The organism is Hansschlegelia zhihuaiae (assembly GCF_004103825.1).
In the GTDB taxonomy this organism is placed as follows: domain Bacteria; phylum Pseudomonadota; class Alphaproteobacteria; order Rhizobiales; family Methylopilaceae; genus Methylopila; species Methylopila zhihuaiae.
Genome location: NZ_RYFI01000001.1, coordinates 29,375 through 48,692 on the forward strand (window position 1 = coordinate 29,375; position 19,318 = coordinate 48,692).

Below are 19,318 nucleotides of genomic sequence, written 5' to 3' on the forward strand. Positions count from 1 at the left end.
CCTTCACGCCGTCTGCTTGAGCTCGACGCCGGCCTCCTTGAGGTGGCTCTGGAGCTCGCCTGCCTGGAACATCTCGCGGATGATGTCGCAGCCGCCGACGAACTCGCCCTTGACGTAGAGCTGCGGAATCGTCGGCCAGTTGGAGAATTCCTTGATGCCCTGGCGCATCTCGTCGGAGGCCAGCACGTTCACGCCCTTATAGGGCGCGCCGAGATAGTCGAGAATCTGCACGACCTGGCCCGAGAACCCGCATTGCGGGAACTGGGGCGTGCCCTTCATGAACAGCACGACGTCGTTCTCGGCGATCGCGGAGGCGATCTGGTCCCTGGCGCTCATCTCTCACATGCCTTTCGTGGCGTCTTGCTGGGCGATCGGGCCGGCGCTGGTCTGCAGCGCGAGCGCGTGCAGCTGGCCGCCCATCTGGCCCTTGAGGGCCTGATAGACGATCTGGTGCTGCTGCACGCGGCTCTTGCCGCGGAACGTCTCGGACACGACGGTGGCCGCGTAATGGTCGCCGTCGCCGGCGAGGTCGCGGATCGTCACCGAGGCGTCGGGCAGCGCGGCGCGGATCAGCTCTTCGATCTCGCGGGCGTCCATCGGCATCGGTCGTGGTCCTTCTTCGTGTCAGGCGTCGACGGCGGGGCCGGCCATATAGCGCGGGAACCAGCCTTCGTGGGCCTCGCGCAACTCGTCCAACAGGATGGGGGCTTCCTCGCCCGGAATCAATCGGTCGCCGCCCGTCGTCCCAATCCGCGTCGCGGTGATCCCTGCCTGCGCGGCCGCGTCGATCACGGTCGCGGCGTTCTGCTCGGACGTCGTCACCACATAGCGCGCCTGGTCTTCGCCGAACCACCAGCCATGCGGGGTCGCGCCCGCCGGCGGCGCGTAGAGGCGAGCGCCGATTCGGCCCGCGAGCGCCATTTCGGCGACCGCGACCGCCAGGCCGCCGTCCGACACGTCATGGACCGCGGTCGCGACGCCGGCCGAGATCATCGAGCGCACGAAATCGCCGTTGCGCTTCTCGACTGAAAGGTCGACGGGCGGCGGCGCGCCCTCCTCGCGTCCAGCCACCAGCCAGAGCCAGCAGGAGCGGCCGATCCAGCCCTTGGCGTCGCCGATCACGATGACGGCCTCGCCTTCGCGCTTGATCGCGATCGTCGCGCTCTTCGCGACGTCATCCAGCAGGCCGACCGCCCCGATGGTGGGCGTCGGCAGGATCGCGCGCCCTTGCGTCTCGTTGTAGAGCGAGACGTTGCCGGACACGACCGGGAAATCGAGCGCCCGGCAAGCCTCGCCGATGCCCTTTATGCAGCCCACGAGCTGGCCCATGATCTCGGGCTTCTCGGGATTGCCGAAATTGAGATTGTCGGTCACCGCCAACGGCTTCGCGCCGACGGCTGTCAGATTGCGCCAGGCTTCCGCGACCGCCTGCTTGCCGCCCTCGAAGGGGTCGGCCTCGCAATAGCGCGGCGTGACGTCGGCGGTGAGCGCGAGCCCCTTCGGGCCGCCCTCGACCCGCACCACCGCAGCGTCACCGCCCGGCTTCTGGACGGTCTCGCCGAGGATGATGTGGTCGTACTGCTCCCAGACCCAGCGCCGCGAGGAGAGCTCCGGCGAGCCGACCAGCGCCATCAGCGCCTCGCGCGTATCGAGCGGCGCGGCGACCGAGGAGGCCACGATCTCCGCCGCCTTCGGCGTCTCGACATGCGGCCGGTCATATTCGGGCGCCTGGTCGCCGAGCTCCTTGATCGGGAGATCGGCCTTGAGCTCGCCGTTCAGGAACACCTTGAAGCGCAGGTCGTCGGTCGTATGCCCCACCACCGCGAAGTCGAGGCCCCATTTGGTGAAGATCGCCCGCGCGACGTCCTCCTTCTCGGGGTGAAGCACCATGAGCATGCGCTCCTGGCTTTCCGACAGCATCATCTCGTAGGCCGTCATGCCGGTCTCGCGGACCGGCACGGTCTCGAGATCCAATCGAATCCCGAGGTCGCCCTTGGCCCCCATCTCGACCGCCGAGCAGGTGAGGCCGGCCGCCCCCATGTCCTGGATCGCCACCACGCTGCCCGACGCCATCAGCTCGAGGCACGCCTCCAGCAGCAGCTTCTCGGCGAATGGATCGCCGACCTGCACGGTCGGGCGCTTCTCCTCGGAGGCCTCGTCGAACTCGGCCGAGGCCATGGTCGCGCCATGGATGCCGTCGCGGCCGGTCTTGGAGCCGAGATAGACGACCGGGAGTCCGACGCCAGTCGCCTTGGCGTAGAAGATCGCGTCGGCCTTGGCGAGGCCGACCGCCATGGCGTTGACCAGGATGTTGCCGTCATAGCGCGGATGGAAGCCCACGAGCCCGCCGACCGTCGGAACCCCGAAGGAATTGCCGTAGCCGCCGACGCCCGCGACGACGCCCGACACGAGATGGCGGGTGCGCGGATGGTCGGGCGCGCCGAACCGGAGCGCGTTGAGCGCCGCCACCGGCCGGGCGCCCATGGTGAAGACATCCCGAAGAATGCCGCCGACGCCGGTCGCCGCGCCCTGATAGGGCTCGATGAAGCTCGGGTGGTTGTGGCTCTCCATCTTGAACACCACGGCGTCGCCGTCGCCGATGTCGACCACGCCGGCGTTCTCGCCCGGCCCCTGGATGACCTTCGGGCCGGTGACCGGCAGGGTCTTCAGCCAGATCTTCGAGCTCTTGTAGGAGCAGTGCTCGTTCCACATCGCCGAGAAGATGCCGAGCTCGGTGAAGCTCGGCTCGCGGCCGATGAGCTTCAGGATGCGGTCATACTCGTCCGGCTTGAGCCCGTGGCTCGCCACGAGTTCGGGCGTGATGGCGGGTTCGGCTGAGGACATCGGACCTTGCAGGTTCGCACTTGGGGGCGCGGCCTTGCTAACCCACCACGGCGCCGCGCGCCAGCGCCGCTCAGCCCTTCACCCTCTCGATCATCGCCATCGCGCCGGCCGGATTGCGGACCTTCGCGCCGGAGATGAAGAAGCAGAACACGTCGCGCGGCGCCTTCGCCGTTTGGTCGCCCGTCAGCGTCGGCAGGTCGTCCGGGACGCCGCCAGCCGCATAGGTCTTGAGGCGCTTCGCCCAGGCGTCGAGTTCGTCGGCCGGGTAGCCGGTCTCGACGTCCTCGCGCGAGCGCTCGAGCCTGAGATAGACGAAGTCGGCGGTGACGTCGGCGATCGTCGGATGGTCCGGATCGTCGATCACCACCTGCGTCACCTCGGCCTTCGCCTCGCGCAACAGCGCGACGAAGGCGGGGTCGGCGAAGCTTTCGTGCCCGGCCTCGATCACGTGGCGGAGCGTCACGCCGTCATGGCTCGCCGGCAGCAGCTTGAGGAAGGCCGCGACGTCGTCCTTCTCGAAGCGTTTGGTCGCGGGCAGCTGCCAGAGGATCGGACCGAGCTTGCCGCGCATCGCGGTCGGCTCGGTGGCGAAGAAGCGCTCGATCGATTCCGCGCCTTCGGCCAACACGCGGCGGCTGGTGCAGAAGCGCGACGCCTTCAATGGGAACCTGAAGCCCTCCGGCGCCTCTGCGGCCCATTTGCGGAAGGTTTCGGGTTTCTGCCCGCGATAGAAGGTGCCGTTGATCTCGATCGCGGTCAGGCGCTCGGCCATGTAGGCGAGCTCCCGATCCTTCTTCAGGTCCTTGGGGTAGAAGGTCCCGCGCCAGGGCTCGAACGTCCAGCCGCCGACGCCGACGAAGATGCGGCCCTTGTCCGCACCCCGGGCCATCAGGCGGCCTTGGCCAGCCCCGAGAACAGCGCGAGCCCGTCGGTCCCGCCGACCGCCGCGTCCACGAGGTTCTCGGGATGCGGCATCATGCCGAGCACGTTGAGCTTCTCCGAATAGATGCCGGCGATGTCGTTGACCGAGCCGTTAGCGTTGGCGGTCCCGCCGAGCGAGCCGTCGGCCGCGCAATAGCGGAAGGCGACGCGGCCCTCGCCCTCCAGCCGCTCGAGCGTCTCGGGGTCGGCGAAATAGTTGCCCTCGCCATGCGCGCAGCAGACCTCGATGATTTGGCCTTCGGCGTATGTGCGGGTGAAGGCGGTGTCGGCGCGCTCGACCTTCAGGTGCTGGGACTTGCAGATGAAGCGGAGGTCCTTGTTGCGCGTCAGGATGCCCGGCAGCAGGCCGCTCTCGACCAGAATCTGAAAACCGTTGCAGATGCCCAGCGCGAGGCCGCCGCGCTCGGCGTGGGCGCGCACCGCGTCCATCACCGGAGCGCGCGCCGCGATCGCGCCGCAGCGCAGATAGTCGCCATAGGAGAAGCCGCCCGGCAGCACCACGAGGTCGGTCCCCTCGGGCAGCGACGTCTCGGCGTGCCAGACCATTGCGGGCGCGTGGCCGGTGGCGCGCGTCAGCGCCTTTGCGACGTCACGCTCGCGGTTCGAGCCGGGGAAGACGAGGACTGCGGCTTTCATGGCAGGTCAGCCCGCGATCTCGTATCGGTAGCTTTCGATCACGGTGTTGGCGAGGAGCCTCTCGCACATCGCCTTCAGCGTCGCTTCGGCTTCGGCCGGGTCGGAGGTCTTGAGCTCGACGTCGAACAGCTTGCCCTGCCGCACGCTCTCGACGCCCGCGACCCCGAGCGAGCCCAGCGCGCCCTCGATCGCCTTGCCCTGCGGGTCGAGAACGCCGGTCTTCAGCGTGACGGTGACGCGCGCCTTCATGTCGGCATCTGCTCCGGTTGGTGATCTCGGACGCCATCGTTTAGGCGCTCGCGCCGCGAAGCGCCAGACGGACTAACGAAAAGCCGTCGTCTCACGGCGCAGCGTCAAGCGCCGCGCCGATCGCCTCGATCGCGCGGGCGCGCACGGCGCCGGCCTTCGCGCCGTCCATCGACGAGGCCACGATGCTGACCATGCCGGGCTGCCGCTTGTCGAACAGGGTGGCCATCATCAGCGTGAGCCCGCTCGGGCATTCGCCCCGCATCTCGACGCGGGAGCCCGTGTCGCCGGCCTTCGAGGCGGTGAAGTCGGAGAACTCGCAGGCCTTGTTGGCGGAGTTGTTCTTGAAGCCCTTTTCGTAGCCGGCGAGCGTCCCTTGCGGATCGGCGATCACCTGATCGCGCGCGGCGTCGGGCGCCGGACGGATGGCGACCGCGAGCTCGCCGGCGGGCGGACAGGCGGGCGTCCCGCAGACGAAACGCACGAGATCAGGCGCCGCGCTCTTCGCCCGCCAGTCTCCGCCGAGGGGATTGGGCAGTTTCGAGAGGTCGACGGCCAGACCCGGCGATGCGAACCCGGCCACGACAGCAGCACTGATAAACAGCGAACGGATGACACCAGTCATGAGCTTCCCAACACGGCGCGCACCAGTGTTGCCTAGCGCCGGACAAGTTCCGCGTCGAGCTGAGCTGTCAGCCAGCGCCCAACCCGCTCCTGAGCGCTCTTCGCGATATTGGCGTAGGCTGAAAGGACAATCACGGCAGGATCAGCAGCCGCAAATTGGTTACCGACCATCCAGTTCCGAACGCCGTCAGCGCGTCGTGCCGCGTGAGAACCAGCTCACGCGGCTCAGCGCTAACCCAAGACGAAAACAGGGTGGCGACACCGCATGTCGCTGCATACCGCCACCCTGTCTTCATATAGTCGAACCCAATTAAAAGCGCCGGTGTCGATCGCGTTCAGTCCTTCGACGTCACCAGCACCGGCCCGCGGCCGTTCGGGATCTCCGATTCGGGCAGAATGCCGAGCCGGCGCGCCACTTCCGAATAGGCCTCGACCAGCCCGCCCATGTCGCGGCGGAAGCGATCCTTGTCGAGCTTGTCGTTCGACTTGATGTCCCACAGCCGGCACGAATCGGGGCTGATCTCGTCGGCCACGACGATGCGGACCGTGTCGTTCTCCCAGAGCCGGCCGGTCTCCATCTTGAAGTCGACCAGACGAATGCCGACGCCGAGGAACAGGCCGGACAGGAAGTCGTTGACGCGGATCGCCAGCGCCATGATGTCGTCGATCTCCTGAGGGCTCGCCCAGCCGAAGGCCGTGACGTGCTCCTCGGAGACCATCGGGTCGTTCAGCGCATCGTTCTTGTAGTAGAACTCGATGATCGAGCGCGGCAGCTGGGTGCCTTCCTCGAGACCGAGCTTGGTCGCGAGCGAGCCGGCCGCGACGTTGCGCACCACGACCTCGAGCGGGATGATCTCGACTTCGCGGATCAGCTGCTCGCGCATGTTCAGCCGGCGGATGAAATGCGTCGGCACGCCGATGTCGTTCAGATTCTGGAAGATGTATTCCGAAATCCGGTTGTTGAGGACGCCCTTGCCGTCGATGATCTCGTGCTTCTTGGCGTTGAAGGCGGTCGCGTCGTCCTTGAAGTGCTGGATGAGGGTGCCGGGCTCGGGGCCCTCATAGAGCACCTTCGCCTTGCCTTCATAGATGCGGCGGCGGCGGTTCATCGGCGTGTACCGTGGCTTGAGGAAATCCATGTCACCTGTGCCGGTTGTTCTGGCCTGACCGGAGAGGGTCGTACAATTCCGGCGCGCGCGGCTCAGGGATCGTCGTCGCAAAGCGACGCCCGCGCGAGCGCGGAACATAGGCGATCAGGCCCTGCCGCACAACGAGGGCGGAGCTCTGAAGACTCGGCTATAAGGACGCGGCCGCCGCCTGCGTCTCACGTCACATCAGCAGCAGCAGGCTCCGCCCCGCCACCGAGAGCGGCTCCTTCCCGCCGCTGATCTCGCGGGGCTCCGCCTCCGGCTGGTCCGTGTCGACCAGAACGCTCCAGCCCTCGCCGCCGTCGCGCTCGGGCAGGACGAAGGGCACCGGCCCGTCATGGCTGTTGAAGATCAGGATCGCCTCCTCGCCGTCCAGGATCTTCAGGTGAAGCCCGATGCAGTCGGCGTTGGGGTCGTTCCAGTGTTCGGGCTTCTGCTCGCCGCCGCCGGGGTTGAGCCAGACGACGCCCATGCCGTCGCGGAAGCTGGCGCGGCGCAGGATCGAATGGTCGGCGCGGAGCCTCGTGAGCTTTTGCGCGAAGGTGAGCAACTCCTGGTTGTTCTGGTTGAGATCCCAGTTCACCCAGGAGATCTCGTTGTCCTGGCAGTAGCCGTTGTTGTTGCCCTTCTGCGTGCGGCCGAACTCGTCGCCTGCGAGGATCATCGGCGTGCCGTGAGAGAACAGGAGCGTCGCGAGGAAGTTGCGTTTCTGGCGCTCGCGCGTCGCGACGATCCCTTCGTCGTCGGTCTCGCCCTCGACGCCGTAATTGTAGCTGCGGTTGTCGGAGTGGCCGTCCTTGCCGTCCTCGCCGTTCGCCTCGTTGTGCTTGTCGTTGTAGGTGACGAGGTCGTGCAGCGTGAAGCCGTCATGGGCCGTGATGAAGTTGACGCCGGCCCACGGCCTGCGGCCATGACGATCATAGACGTCGCCCGAGCCGGTGACGCGAGCCGCGAAATTGCCCAGGCTGTCCGCGCTCTTCTTCCAGTAGTCGCGGACCTCGTCGCGATATTTGTCGTTCCATTCCGCCCAGCCCGGGGGGAAGCCGCCGACCTGGTAGCCCCCGGGGCCGATGTCCCAAGGCTCGCCGACGAGCTTCACACGGCGCAGCACGGGGTCCTGGTTGACGGCGTCGAAGAAGCCGCCGCGCGGGTCGAAGCCGCCCGGCTCGCGGCCGAGGATCGTGCCGAGGTCGAAGCGGAAGCCGTCGACATGGCACTCCTCGACCCAGTAGCGCAGCGAGTCCGTCACCATCTGCAGCACCCGCGGATGGCTGGTGTTGACCGTGTTCCCGGTGCCGGTGTCGTTGATGTAGTAACGGTGCTGGTTCGGCATCGTCCGGTAGTAGCTGAGGTTGTCGATGCCCTTGAAGGAGAGCGTCGGACCGAGCTCGTTGCCTTCCGCCGTGTGGTTGTAGACGACGTCGAGGATGACCTCGATGCCGGCGTTGTGGAACGAGCGCACCAGATGCTTGAAACTCGCGAGCCGAGCGCGGCCGGACTTGTTCTCGCCGCCGGCGTAGCGCTGCATCACCGAGAAGAAGCCGACCGTGTTGTAGCCCCAGAAGTTCCGGAGCCCCTTGGCCTCGAGATGCTGGTCGTCGAGGAAGGCGTGGATCGGCAGCAGCTCGACCGAGGTCACGCCGAGCGCCTTGATGTGCGCCACCACATCGCGATGCGCGAGGCCGTCGAAGGTCCCGCGGATCTCCTCCGGCACGGCCGGGTGCAGCATCGTGTAGCCGCGCACATGAGTTTCGTAGAACACGGTGCGGTCCCACGGCACGTCGGGCTTCACGTCGTGAGCCCAATCGAATGCAGTGTCCGGCACCTCGCATTTCGGCATGAAGGGCGCTGAATCCCGCTCGTCGAAGCTGAGGTCCTTGTCCTCGGCGTCGAGCCGGTAGCCGAAATGCGCGTCGTTCCAGCGCACGGAGCCGACCAGCGACTTGGCGTAGGGGTCGAGCAGCAGCTTGTTCGGGTTGAAGCGATGGCCCTCTTCCGGCCGATACGGGCCGTGCACGCGGTAGCCGTAGCGCTGGCCGGGGATGATCCCCGGAAGATAGCCGTGCCAGATCTCGTCGGAATATTCCGGCAGCGTAATCCGCTCGACCTCATTGTCCTTATCGTCGAACAGACAGAGGTCGACCCGCTCGGCATGGGCCGAAAACAGCGCGAAATTCGTGCCCTCGCCGTCGAAGGTCGCGCCAAGCTGCGTCGGCCGCCCGGCTTCGGCCCGGCGGTCGGTCCTGATGTCGCTCATGAAACTCCGTCGTCCTTTCTCCGAAGGCGGGGACGCCTCCGAAATCCCGTCACCGTCCGAGGAACGGCGCGCAACGCCCCCCGTTCCTGGTGAGCAGGCGATCAGCTAGGGCCGTCGCGGCCGTCCGACAGCGGGACGGGCGGCGTTTCAGGCCTTCGCCCTGGAGGGCTTGCCTCCCTTGCCGGCCTTCGGGATCTTGTCCTCCTTGGCGGCCTTCTGGATCTTGGCGGCTTTCTCCACCTTCGGCTTTCCGGCGGCGAGCCCCGGAGCCGGAGCGGCGGCCGCGCCTTCGACGTCCTTCTCCGAGGCGGAGGGCTTTCGCTTCATCAAGGCCTCGGCCTTCTTGCCCGCGGCCTTCTTCGCGCCCTTGACCGTCGCCTTCCCGACGTCGGCCGCGACAGCGCCGGCTGCGCCCTTGGCGGCCGGTTTGGGCGTCTTCTCGCTTTTCGGGGTCTTCGTCTTCTCGAGCGCCGCAGCTCCGGCCTGATCGGCCGCGCTCACGCGCTTCTCGGCTTCGCTCCAATGTCGCCGCCCCTGACCTTCGGGGCGTCCTTCCTCGACCCAAATTCGGTAGGCCTCGTCGCGGATTCGAGTTTCACGATCGTTCATTCCGCCCTCCTCGCCGGCCCGTCAGGGGGTTGCCGGGAACAACAGTCGACCGATGTGTGAGGTTCCGGAAGGTCCGCCTCTGCCCCGAGGCCGCCGCCCGCATCGCCGAATCAACCCGCTGACGCCGTTCGGAGAATCGCATGCCTGACGCCTCTGTCGACGCCGCCGAAGCCGCCGGGCGGCCAAGGATCGCGATCGAGGCCGTCACGCCCTCGGTCGACGCCGGACGGTTTCCGGTCAAGACGATCATCGGCCGCGCCGTGACCGTCGAGGCCGACATCTTCGCCGACGGACACGAGGTGCTGCGCGCCGAGATTCTATGGCGCGGGCCTGACGACGCCGACTGGCGGCGCGAACCGATGGCCGAACTCGTCAACGACCGCTGGCGCGGCGCCTTCACGCCGACGGGGATCGGTCCGCACAGCTATGCGATCGAGGCCTGGCGGGACGATTTTGGGACATTCCGTCGAGACCTCACCAAGAAGCGGGAGGCCGGAATCGACGTCGCGCTCGAGACCGACGAGGGCCTTCAGCTCCTCGAGGACCATGCCTCCGCCGCGCCGGCCGAGCTCGCGCGGCCGGTGGCCGACGTCGTGCTGCGGACCCGGCCGTCGGACGTCTCGGCGCGCGTGACCGCACTGCTCGACCACGCGACGGCGGCCGCGGCGAAGGCCGCTGACCCCCGGGCGCATGCGACGCGCAGCGCGCCACTTCCGCTCGAGGTCGAGCGGATCCGAGCCGAATTCGCGAGCTGGTACGAGCTGTTCCCGCGCTCGGAGAGCGGCGATCCCGCGCGCCACGGCGCCTTCCGCGACGTGATCCGGCGCCTGCCCATGATCCGCGACATGGGCTTCGACGTGCTCTACTTCCCGCCCATCCACCCGATCGGCAAGACCAACCGCAAGGGTCCCAACAACACGCTGACGCCCGGTCCGCAGGACACCGGCTCGCCTTACGCGATCGGCTCCGAGGAGGGCGGACACGACGCCATCCATCCGGAGCTTGGCACGCTCGAAGACTTCCAGGCGCTGGTGAGGGCGGCGAAGGAACACGGCCTCGAGATCGCGCTCGACTTCGCGATCCAATGCTCGCCCGACCATCCCTGGCTCAAGGAGCAGCCCGGCTGGTTCAAGTGGCGGCCCGACGGCTCGATGAAATACGCCGAGAACCCGCCGAAGAAGTATCAGGACATCGTCAATGTCGACTTCTACGGCCCGGACGCTGTGCCGGGCCTGTGGGAAGCGCTGCGCGATGTCGTGCTGTTCTGGGCCGAGAACGGCGTGAAGACCTTCCGGGTCGACAACCCGCACACCAAGCCGTTCCCGTTCTGGGAGTGGATGATCGCCGAGGTGAAGCGCAAGCACCCCGACGCGATCTTCCTGTCGGAGGCCTTCACCCGCCCGAAGGTGATGTATCGCCTCGCCAAGATTGGTTACTCGCAGTCCTATACCTACTTCACCTGGCGCAACCACAAGCACGAGCTCGCCGCCTATCTGACGGAGCTAACCACCACTGCGCCGAAAGATTTCTTCCGGCCGCATTTCTTCGTGAACACGCCGGACATCAACCCGTTCTTTCTGCAGACGTCTGGCCGGCCGGGGTTCCTGATCCGCGCGGCGCTCGCTACGACGCTTTCAGGGCTCTGGGGCATGTATAACGGCTTCGAGGTCTGCGAGAGCGCGCCGCTGCCGGGCAAGGAGGAGTATCTCGACAGCGAGAAGTACCAGATCCGCATCCGCAACTGGAACCAGCCCGGGAACATCATCCAGGAGATCACGCGGCTGAACCGCATCCGCCGCGAGAACCCCGCGCTGCAGAGCCATCTCGGCGTCGAGTTCTTCAACTGCTTCGACGACCAGATCCTCTATTACGGCAAGCCGCGGCCCTCGGCGGACGGCGCGGAAATCCAGGACATGATCCTGGTGTTCGTGACGCTCGACCCGAACTACGAGCGCACCGCGCCTTACGAGCTGCCGCTCTGGCGCTTCGACCTACCTGACGACGGCACGGTCGCGGTCGAGGACCTGATGCGCGGCAACAGCTTCACGCTGACGGGCAAGAACCAAACGATCTATCTCAATCCGAACGAACTGCCATTCCATGTCTGGAGGCTGACGAAACAGGGAGCCGCCATATGAACGCGCCCGTCGCGCACGCCGCGCTCGCCAAGCCGACCGGAACGGTCGTCTCGAGGGAGGGCGTCGATCCGCTCTGGTACAAGGACGCGATCATCTACCAGTTGCACGTCAAGTCGTTCATGGACTCCAACGACGACGGCATCGGCGACTTTCCCGGCCTGATCTCGAAGCTCGACTACATCGCCGATCTCGGCGTCAACGTGATCTGGCTGCTGCCGTTCTATCCGTCGCCGCGCCTCGACGACGGCTACGACATCTCGGAATACACCGGAGTTTCGCCGGACTACGGCACGCTCGCCGACGTCAAGCGTTTCGTCTCCGAGGCGCATAAGCGCGGAATCCGGGTGATCTCCGAGCTCGTCATCAACCACACATCGGATCAGCATCCCTGGTTCCAGCGTGCGCGGACCGCCAAGCCAGGCTCGGCGCACCGGAACTTCTACGTGTGGTCGGACCACGACACGCTCTATTCCGGCACCCGCATCATTTTCCTCGACACCGAGCGCTCGAACTGGACCTGGGACCCGGTGGCGGGGGCCTATTTCTGGCACCGCTTCTACAGCCACCAGCCGGACTTGAACTTCGACAATCCCCAGGTGCTGAAGGCCGTCTTCAAGGTGATGAAGTTCTGGCTCGACATCGGCATCGACGGCCTCAGGCTCGACGCCGTGCCGTACCTGATCGAGCGCGACGGCACGTCGAACGAGAACCTGCCCGAGACCCACGACATCCTGAAGAAGATCAGGGCCGAGCTCGACCGCACCTATCCGGACCGCTTCCTGATCGCGGAAGCCAATATGTGGCCGGAGGACACCAAGGATTACTTCGGCGAAGGCGACGAATGCCACATGGCGTTCCACTTCCCGCTGATGCCGCGCATGTACATGTCGATCGCGCGCGAGGACCGCTTCCCGATCACCGACATCATGCGGCAGACGCCGGAGATTCCGGACAACTGCCAATGGGCGATCTTTCTCCGGAACCATGACGAGCTGACGCTCGAAATGGTGACCGACAAGGAGCGCGACTACCTCTGGAACACGTATGCGACCGACCGGCGGGCGCGCATCAATCTCGGCATCCGGCGGCGCCTCGCGCCGCTGATGGAGCGCGACCGGCGCCGCATCGAGCTGATGAACTCGCTGCTGCTGTCGATGCCCGGCACGCCAGTGATCTATTACGGCGACGAGATCGGGATGGGGGACAACATCCATCTCGGCGACCGCGACGGCGTGCGCACGCCGATGCAGTGGTCGATCGACCGCAACGGCGGCTTCTCGCGCGCGGATTTCGCCTCGATCGTGCTGCCGCCGATCATGGACCCCCTCTACGGCTACTTCGCCATCAACGTGGAGGCGCAGGGGCGCGACCCCCACTCGCTGCTGAACTGGATGCGCCGCATGCTCGCCACGCGCCGCCAGCACCTCGCCTTCGGACGCGGTTCGCTCCGCTTCCTGTTCCCCTCGAACCGGCGAATCTTGGCCTATCTCCGCGAGCATGACGGAGACGTCATCTTGTGCGTGGCCAATATGGGCCGCAGTCCTCAAGCGGTAGAGCTCGAGCTCTCGGAGTTCGAAGGCCGCGTGCCGATCGAACTCACGGCCGGCTCCGTCTTCCCGCCGATCGGCCAACTGACCTATCTGCTGACGCTGCCGCCTTACGGCTTCTATTGGTTCCTCCTCGCCGAGGAGGCCAACTCGCCCTCTTGGCACACGCCGGCTCCCGAACCCATGGCTGATTACGAAACCCTCGTGCTGCGCGCCGGCGTCGACGACGCGATGCAGGTCGAGGCGCGCAAGACGCTCGAGACGGCGGTGCTGCCGAACTACCTCGCCAAGCGCCGCTGGTTCTCGGGAAAAGACCAGAAGCAGGTCATCCCGCGCATCAAGGCGATGAGCCGCTTCGAGGGCCGAGGCCAGCCCATCGGGCTGATCGAGGTCGAGGTCACGGGCGGATCTGAGCCCTCCCGCTGGCTGCTGCCGCTCGCCGTGGTCTCCGAGGACGAGCCGATCTCGGCGCTCGCCAGCCGCCTGGCGCTCGCCCGCGTGCGCCGCGGCCGCGAGGTTCAGCTCCTGACCGACGCCTTCGCGCTGCCGGGCTTCGCCCATGCGGTCGCGAAGTCGCTGAAGGACGCCGCGCGCCTGAAGAGCGGCGAAGGCGAGATCGTGTTCGAGCAGGCCGAGGGCGTGAAAATCCCGACCCTGCCCGAGGACGCCGAGATCAACTGGCTGTCGGCCGAACAGTCGAATTCCTCGCTGATCGCCGGCGACCTGATGATGATCAAGGTCTTGCGCAAGATCGCGCCGGGCAAGCACCCCGAAGCCGAGATGGGCCGCTATCTCACCGAGAACGGCTACGGCAACGCCGCGCCCTTCCTCGGCGAGATGGTGCGGGTCGCAGCCGATGGGACGCGCGCCACGCTCGCCATCATCCAGGGTTATGTCCGCAACGAGGGCGACGCCTGGAGCTGGACGCTCGCTCATCTCACCCGCGCGCTCGACGATTTCGGCGCCCGCGGCGGCGGCGAGATGTCGGAGGACGAGCGCTTCTCCGAATACACCGCCTTCGCAGCGACGCTCGGGACCCGGCTCGCCGAGCTTCATGCGGTGCTTGCGCGCGACAGCGACGACCAGGCTTTCGCGCCGGCCCCCGCCTCGACCGCCGACGTCAAGAGTTGGCAGGCGCGCGCGAGCGGGCTGCTGACCGGCGCCATCCAGGCGTTGCGCGGCAAGGAGCTTTGGGAGGACCCTGCCGCCAGGCAGCGCGCCGACTGGCTGATCGAGCGCTGGGAGCCGCTGCAGGCCGCGATCGGCCGGCTCGCGGAGACAGGCGTGGGCTCGATCATGACGCGGATCCATGGCGACCTGCATCTCGGTCAGATCCTTGTCGCGACCGGCGACGCCGTCTTCATCGATTTCGAAGGCGAGCCGGCGCGACCGCTCGACGAACGGCGCGGCAAGGCTTCGCCGCTGCGCGACGTCGCGGGCGTGCTGAGGTCGTTCGATTACGCGGCCGCCATGGTCGGACGCAACGAGCAGGCCTCTCCGCATGTCAGCGGCGCGCGGCGCGACGATTTCCTCGAGCGTTTCCGCGCCGATGCGGCTGCGGCCTTCCTCGACGCCTATCGAAAAGGCGTCGAAAAATCGGGCGGCGCCGTGTCGGCCGATCTGCTCGACATGTTCCTGATCGAGAAGGCCGCATACGAGATCGGTTACGAGGCGGCGAACCGGCCGACCTGGATCGACGTTCCTCTCGGAGGTCTCTGCGCCCTCGCCGCGCGTCTCGCGCCAGAACAAGGAGGCCGATCATGACGATCGCCCGGATGTCCGCAAGACCCGTCGAAACGCCGAGCCATCCGACGCCCCTCGACCGCGGGACGCTGGACGCGCTCGCGCACGGGACGCACCGCGACCCGTTCGGGGTGTTGGGACGCCGCGACGACGGCGACGGGCCTTATATTCGAGCCGTGCTGCCGGGAGCGCAGGGCGTCGAGGCGGTCGACGCCAGGACCGGCGATTCGATCGGCCGGCTGATGGAGATCGAGAACACCGGCGTGTTCGAGGGCTGGGTGAAGGGCGCCGATCCCTACCGGCTGAAGATCGCCTGGCCGGGCACTGTCCAGGAGACCGAGGACCCCTACTCCTTCGGCTTGCTGCTCGGCGAGCTCGATCTGCATCTGCTCGGCGAGAGCCGCCATTTCGAGCTGGCCTCGGCGCTCGGCGCGAATGTGATGGAGTTCGACGGGGTCGCGGGCGTGCGCTTCGCGGTCTGGGCGCCCAACGCCCGCCGCGTCGCCGTGGTCGGCGACTTCAACTCGTGGGACAAGCGCCGCCACCCGATGCGCCTGAGGCACCCGTCCGGCGTCTGGGAGTTGTTCGTCCCGCGCATCGGACCGGGCGAGCGCTACAAATTCGCGATCCTCGGGCCGGACGGCGCCGAACTGCCCGACAAGGCCGACCCGGTGGCCAAGTCAGCCGAGAGCGCGCCCGGCACGGCGTCCGTGGTCGCGGCCCCGACGGCCTATGAGTGGACCGACGACGCCTGGATGGCGGCTCGCTCCGCCAAGCATTTACCCGACGCCCCGCTGTCGTTCTACGAGGTCCATCTCGGCTCCTGGATGAAGGACGGCCGAACGGTCGACTGGAATTTCGCGATCGACAAGCTCGTGCCCTATGCGGCCCAGATGGGCTTCACCCATATCGAGCTGCTGCCGGTCGCCGAGCATCCGTTCGGCGGCTCGTGGGGCTACCAGCCGCTCGGCCTGTTCGCGCCGACCGGCCGCTACGGCAAGCCCGAAGACTTCGCCCGCTTCGTGAACGCCGCCCATGCGGCGGGCGTCGGCGTGGTGGTGGACTGGGTGCCGGCCCATTTCCCGACCGATCCGCACGGCCTCTACCGTTTCGACGGCACCCCGCTCTACGAGCACGCCGACCCGCGCGAAGGGTTCCATCAGGACTGGAACACTGCGATCTACAATTTCGGCCGGCGCGAGGTGCAGAACTTCCTGATCGCGAGCGGGCTGCACTGGCTCGAGCAGTTCCATGTCGACGGGCTGCGCGTCGACGCCGTCGCCTCGATGCTCTACCGGGACTATTCGCGGAAGGAGGGCGAGTGGGTCCCGAACCATCTGGGCGGGCGCGAGAACCTCGAGGCGATCGGCTTCCTGCAGCACTTCAACGCCGTCGTCCGCGAGCGCGTCCCCGGCGCGATGACGATTGCCGAGGAATCCACCGCCTGGCCCGGCGTCACCCGTTCCACCACCGAGGGCGGCCTCGGCTTCGACTACAAGTGGAACATGGGCTGGATGCACGACACGCTGAACTACATGGAGCAGAATCCGATCTACCGCTCCTACAATCATGACGGCATCACGTTCGGGCTGGTCTACGCCTTCTCGGAGAAGTTCGTGTTGCCGCTCAGCCATGACGAGGTGGTGCACGGCAAGGGGTCGCTGATCGGCAAGATGCCGGGCGACGCTTGGCAGAAATTCGCCAATCTGCGCGCGCTCTACGGCCTGATGTGGAGCCATCCGGGGAAGAAGCTGCTGTTCATGGGCGGCGAGATCGCCCAGTGGAGCGAGTGGAACCATGACGCGCAGATCGACTGGCCCGCGCTCGATGACCCGAACCATGCAGGCGTCCAGCGGCTGATCCGGGACCTCAATCGCATCTACGTCTCCGAGCCCTCGCTCTACAGGCGCGACTGCGAAGAGGCTGGCTTTCGCTGGGTGATCGGCGACGACCGCGCGAATTCGGTCTTCGCCTTCCGCCGCCACGGCGCCGACGGCGACCCGCCGATCCTGGTGGTTGCAAACATGACGCCGGTGCCGCGGCACGGATATCGTATAGGAGTCCCCGTGGCCGGCCGCTGGAGCGAGATCATCAACACCGATTCCGGCCTTTATGGGGGTTCGAACGTCGGCAATGGCGGCGGACTGGAGACGACGCCTGTCGAAAGCCATGGCGAAGCGCAGTCGCTCGAGCTGTCGCTGCCGCCGCTCGGGGTGGTGGCGCTGAGGGCGGGGTGACGTGACGGCTGCTGGGGACTAGAGCTTGGGGGGACTGACGGTGCGTGCTTCGAGACGCCCGCTTGCGCGGGCTCCTCAGCATGAGGAGCGTCGCGGACGCCGGACGTCGGCGAGACGTCTCGGCGTTCCTGCCCTTTCCGCCATCCTGATCGCTCCTCATGCTGAGGAGCGGCGCAGAGCGCCGCGTCTCGAAGCACGCAGACCGGCGACGCAGCCCCGATGAGCGTCCTGGAAGCCGGCTCGCCCTATCCGCTCGGGGCGACCTGGGACGGGCTCGGGGTGAATTTCGCGGTCTTCTCGGCGCATGCCGAGCAGATCGACCTCTGCCTGTTCGACCCATCCGGACGCCGCGAGATCGCGCGCGTCGCGCTGCCCGAGAAGACCGACGAGGTGTTCCACGGCTATCTGCCGGAGGCGCGCGCCGGCCTGCTCTACGGGTTCCGCGCCCACGGCCAGTACGACCCGCAGCACGGCCACCGCTTCAATCCCAACAAACTGCTGCTCGACCCCTACGCCAAGCAGATCGCCGGCGAGGTGCGCTGGTCCGACGCGCTCTACGGCTACCGCCTGCACTCGCCGCGCGGCGACCTCTCCTATGACCGGCGCGACAGCGCGCCCGGCATGCCGAAGGCGGTGGTGGTGGACGACGCGTTCAACTGGGGCGACGACCGGCGGCCCAACACGCCGTGGCACGAGACCGTCATCTACGAGGCGCATGTCCGCGGCCTCACCATGCTGAGGCCGGACATCCGCCATCACGAGCGCGGCTCATTCGCTGCGCTCGCCAGCCCGCCGATGATCGAGCACTACAAGCGGCTCGGGATCACGGCGGTCGAGCTGCTGCCGATCCACGCCTTCGTGCAGGACCGCCGGCTCGTCGAGCAGGGCCTCCGGAATTACTGGGGCTACAACACGATCGCGTTCTTCGCGCCCGAGCCCCGCTACCTCTCGGACGGCTCGCTCAACGAGATGAAGGTCGCGATCCGCCGGCTGCACGCCGCCGGGATCGAGGTCCTGCTCGACGTCGTGTACAACCACACGGCGGAGGGCTCCGAGGAGGGCCCGACCCTGTCGTTCCGCGGCCTCGACAATCTGAGCTACTACCGGCTAGAGGAGCATGACTGGCGGCGCTGCGTGAACGACACTGGCACCGGCAACACCGTCAATCTCAGCCATCCGCGCGTGCTGCAGATGGTGATGGATTCGCTGCGCTACTGGGTCGAGGCCTATCGCGTCGACGGCTTCCGCTTCGATCTCGGCGTCACGCTCGGCCGCGAAGCGCACGGCTTCGACCCGGGGTCCGGCTTCTTCGACGCTGTCCGGCAGGACCCCGTCCTGCAGCGCGTCAAGCTGATCTCGGAGCCATGGGACATCGGGCCCGGCGGCTACCAGCTCGGCGCCCACCCGCCGGGCTTCGCCGAATGGAACGACAAGTTCCGCGACTCGGTGCGCCGCTTCTGGCGCGGCGACGCCGGTCAGCGGCCCGAATTCGCCGCCCGGATCGCCGGCTCCTCGGACCTGTTCGACAAGCGTTCGCGCAAGCCCTGGGCTTCGGTGAACTACGTCGCGAGCCATGACGGCTTCACGCTCGCGGACGCGACCGCTTATGTCGAGCGCCACAACCGCGCCAATGGCGAGGACAATCGCGACGGCCACGGCGAGAACTTCTCCTCGAACTGGGGCGTCGAGGGGCCGAGCGCCGATCCCCAGATCCGCGCGACCCGCGCCCGCGTCGCCCGCGCCATGCTCGCGAGCGTGTTCTTCGCGCAGGGCACTCCGATGCTGCTCGCGGGCGACGAATTCGGCCGCACCCAGAACGGCAACAACAACGCCTACGCCCAGGACAACGAGACCTCGTGGGTCGACTGGCGGCGGGCCGACACGCCGGAGGGCGCGGCGCTCACCGCCTTCGTCGAGCGCCTGATCGCGCTGCGCAAGGCGCACCCGATCCTGCGCTGCAAGCATTTCCTCCACGGTCGCGAGCAGCCGGCGCCCGGCGTGCTCGACATCGCCTGGTTCGACGAGCGCGGCCACGAGGTGCCCTCCGCGGCCTGGAACGACCATGGCGAGCGCACGTTGATCCTGCGACGCGCCGCGCGGCGGGAGGACGGCGCGGTTCCGCTGATCTCCCTCATGCTCAATCCGACCGAAGAGGCCCGCGCCTTCACGCTGCCGCCGCCCTCGCTCCCCACGTCGCTGCTGCTCGACACGTCGCGCCCCGACGCGCCCGAGCAGCCGATCGACGGCGACAGGGTCGAGGTCGCGGCGCGATCGGCCCTCCTGCTGATGTCGCTGCACCCTGCCCCGCCGCCCCCCCGGACGAGGCCGTCGGAGACCGGAGCCTGAC

14 protein-coding genes are annotated in these 19,318 nt (G+C 67.4%); 4 read left to right on the forward strand and 10 right to left on the reverse strand.

Annotation, left to right across the window (positions count from 1 at the left end):
• Positions 1–3: 3 nt before the first annotated feature.
• The 10 genes from grxD to EK403_RS00170 form a co-directional block, all read right to left on the reverse strand.
• On the reverse strand, positions 4–336 hold the full coding sequence (gene grxD, locus EK403_RS00125) for a Grx4 family monothiol glutaredoxin (RefSeq protein ID WP_128775491.1): 333 nt from the start codon (positions 334–336) through the stop codon (positions 4–6).
• 3 nt (positions 337–339) lie between these two features.
• Positions 340–603, reverse strand: a complete 264-nt coding sequence (locus tag EK403_RS00130) for a BolA family protein (RefSeq protein ID WP_128775492.1) — start codon at positions 601–603, stop codon at positions 340–342.
• 21 nt (positions 604–624) lie between these two features.
• Positions 625–2,844 carry a phosphoribosylformylglycinamidine synthase subunit PurL gene (gene purL / locus EK403_RS00135; RefSeq protein ID WP_128775493.1) on the reverse strand — a complete coding sequence of 740 codons (2,220 nt, stop codon included), beginning with the start codon at positions 2,842–2,844 and terminating at the stop codon, positions 625–627.
• A gap of 70 nt (positions 2,845–2,914) precedes the next feature.
• Positions 2,915–3,733 (reverse strand): DUF72 domain-containing protein, encoded by an 819-nt coding sequence (locus EK403_RS00140; protein ID WP_128775494.1) that lies wholly within the window; start codon positions 3,731–3,733, stop codon positions 2,915–2,917.
• The gene (purQ, locus tag EK403_RS00145; protein ID WP_128775495.1) at positions 3,733–4,422 is read right to left on the reverse strand and encodes a phosphoribosylformylglycinamidine synthase subunit PurQ; all 690 of its coding nucleotides are present in this window, start codon (positions 4,420–4,422) and stop codon (positions 3,733–3,735) included. The genes EK403_RS00140 and purQ overlap by 1 nt, the downstream gene beginning before the upstream one ends.
• A 6-nt stretch (positions 4,423–4,428) precedes the next feature.
• Positions 4,429–4,671: a phosphoribosylformylglycinamidine synthase subunit PurS gene (gene purS, locus EK403_RS00150; RefSeq protein WP_128775496.1), complete on the reverse strand. Its 243-nt coding sequence runs from the start codon at positions 4,669–4,671 to the stop codon at positions 4,429–4,431.
• A gap of 91 nt (positions 4,672–4,762) precedes the next feature.
• On the reverse strand, positions 4,763–5,251 hold the full coding sequence (locus EK403_RS00155) for a hypothetical protein (protein WP_128775497.1): 489 nt from the start codon (positions 5,249–5,251) through the stop codon (positions 4,763–4,765).
• A 376-nt stretch (positions 5,252–5,627) separates the two neighbouring features.
• Positions 5,628–6,431 (reverse strand): phosphoribosylaminoimidazolesuccinocarboxamide synthase, encoded by an 804-nt coding sequence (purC, locus tag EK403_RS00160; RefSeq protein ID WP_128775498.1) that lies wholly within the window; start codon positions 6,429–6,431, stop codon positions 5,628–5,630.
• A 190-nt stretch (positions 6,432–6,621) separates the two neighbouring features.
• Positions 6,622–8,697 carry a glycogen debranching protein GlgX gene (gene glgX / locus EK403_RS00165; protein ID WP_128775499.1) on the reverse strand — a complete coding sequence of 692 codons (2,076 nt, stop codon included), beginning with the start codon at positions 8,695–8,697 and terminating at the stop codon, positions 6,622–6,624.
• Between the two features lie 147 nt (positions 8,698–8,844).
• Entirely contained in the window at positions 8,845–9,306 is a 462-nt protein-coding gene (locus tag EK403_RS00170; RefSeq protein ID WP_128775500.1) for a DUF2934 domain-containing protein, read from the reverse strand.
• Positions 9,307–9,446: 140 nt separating this feature from the next.
• Between EK403_RS00170 and EK403_RS00175 the strand changes: the two genes are divergently transcribed.
• The 4 genes from EK403_RS00175 to glgX (EK403_RS00190) all read left to right on the forward strand — a co-directional run bounded on the left by EK403_RS00175 (position 9,447) and on the right by glgX (EK403_RS00190) (position 19,317).
• Complete coding sequence (locus tag EK403_RS00175) at positions 9,447–11,444, forward strand: alpha-1,4-glucan--maltose-1-phosphate maltosyltransferase (protein ID WP_128775501.1); 1,998 nt, start codon at positions 9,447–9,449, stop codon at positions 11,442–11,444.
• Positions 11,441–14,755 (forward strand): maltose alpha-D-glucosyltransferase, encoded by a 3,315-nt coding sequence (treS, locus tag EK403_RS00180; protein ID WP_128775502.1) that lies wholly within the window; start codon positions 11,441–11,443, stop codon positions 14,753–14,755. Before EK403_RS00175 ends, treS begins: the two co-directional genes overlap by 4 nt.
• Positions 14,752–16,971, forward strand: a complete 2,220-nt coding sequence (gene glgB, locus EK403_RS00185) for a 1,4-alpha-glucan branching protein GlgB (RefSeq protein ID WP_428979559.1) — start codon at positions 14,752–14,754, stop codon at positions 16,969–16,971. The genes treS and glgB overlap by 4 nt, the downstream gene beginning before the upstream one ends.
• A gap of 219 nt (positions 16,972–17,190) precedes the next feature.
• Positions 17,191–19,317 carry a glycogen debranching protein GlgX gene (gene glgX / locus EK403_RS00190; protein WP_128775503.1) on the forward strand — a complete coding sequence of 709 codons (2,127 nt, stop codon included), beginning with the start codon at positions 17,191–17,193 and terminating at the stop codon, positions 19,315–19,317.
• The last annotated feature ends 1 nt before the right edge of the window (position 19,318 follow it).

Excerpts from the sequence above, each read along its gene's own strand:
- purS (WP_128775496.1), bottom strand. The coding sequence starts at position 4,671 with ATGAAGGCGCGCGTCACCGTCACGCTGAAGACCGGCGTTCTCGACCCG.
- purQ (WP_128775495.1), bottom strand. The coding sequence starts at position 4,422 with ATGAAAGCCGCAGTCCTCGTCTTCCCCGGCTCGAACCGCGAGCGTGAC.
- EK403_RS00140 (WP_128775494.1), bottom strand. The coding sequence starts at position 3,733 with ATGGCCCGGGGTGCGGACAAGGGCCGCATCTTCGTCGGCGTCGGCGGC.
- purC (WP_128775498.1), bottom strand. The coding sequence starts at position 6,431 with ATGGATTTCCTCAAGCCACGGTACACGCCGATGAACCGCCGCCGCCGC.
- glgX (WP_128775503.1), top strand. The coding sequence starts at position 17,191 with ATGAGCGTCCTGGAAGCCGGCTCGCCCTATCCGCTCGGGGCGACCTGG.
- glgX (WP_128775499.1), bottom strand. The coding sequence starts at position 8,697 with ATGAGCGACATCAGGACCGACCGCCGGGCCGAAGCCGGGCGGCCGACG.
- purL (WP_128775493.1), bottom strand. The coding sequence starts at position 2,844 with ATGTCCTCAGCCGAACCCGCCATCACGCCCGAACTCGTGGCGAGCCAC.
- EK403_RS00130 (WP_128775492.1), bottom strand. The coding sequence starts at position 603 with ATGCCGATGGACGCCCGCGAGATCGAAGAGCTGATCCGCGCCGCGCTG.
- EK403_RS00175 (WP_128775501.1), top strand. The coding sequence starts at position 9,447 with ATGCCTGACGCCTCTGTCGACGCCGCCGAAGCCGCCGGGCGGCCAAGG.
- glgB (WP_428979559.1), top strand. The coding sequence starts at position 14,752 with ATGACGATCGCCCGGATGTCCGCAAGACCCGTCGAAACGCCGAGCCAT.
- grxD (WP_128775491.1), bottom strand. The coding sequence starts at position 336 with ATGAGCGCCAGGGACCAGATCGCCTCCGCGATCGCCGAGAACGACGTC.
- treS (WP_128775502.1), top strand. The coding sequence starts at position 11,441 with ATGAACGCGCCCGTCGCGCACGCCGCGCTCGCCAAGCCGACCGGAACG.
- EK403_RS00170 (WP_128775500.1), bottom strand. The coding sequence starts at position 9,306 with ATGAACGATCGTGAAACTCGAATCCGCGACGAGGCCTACCGAATTTGG.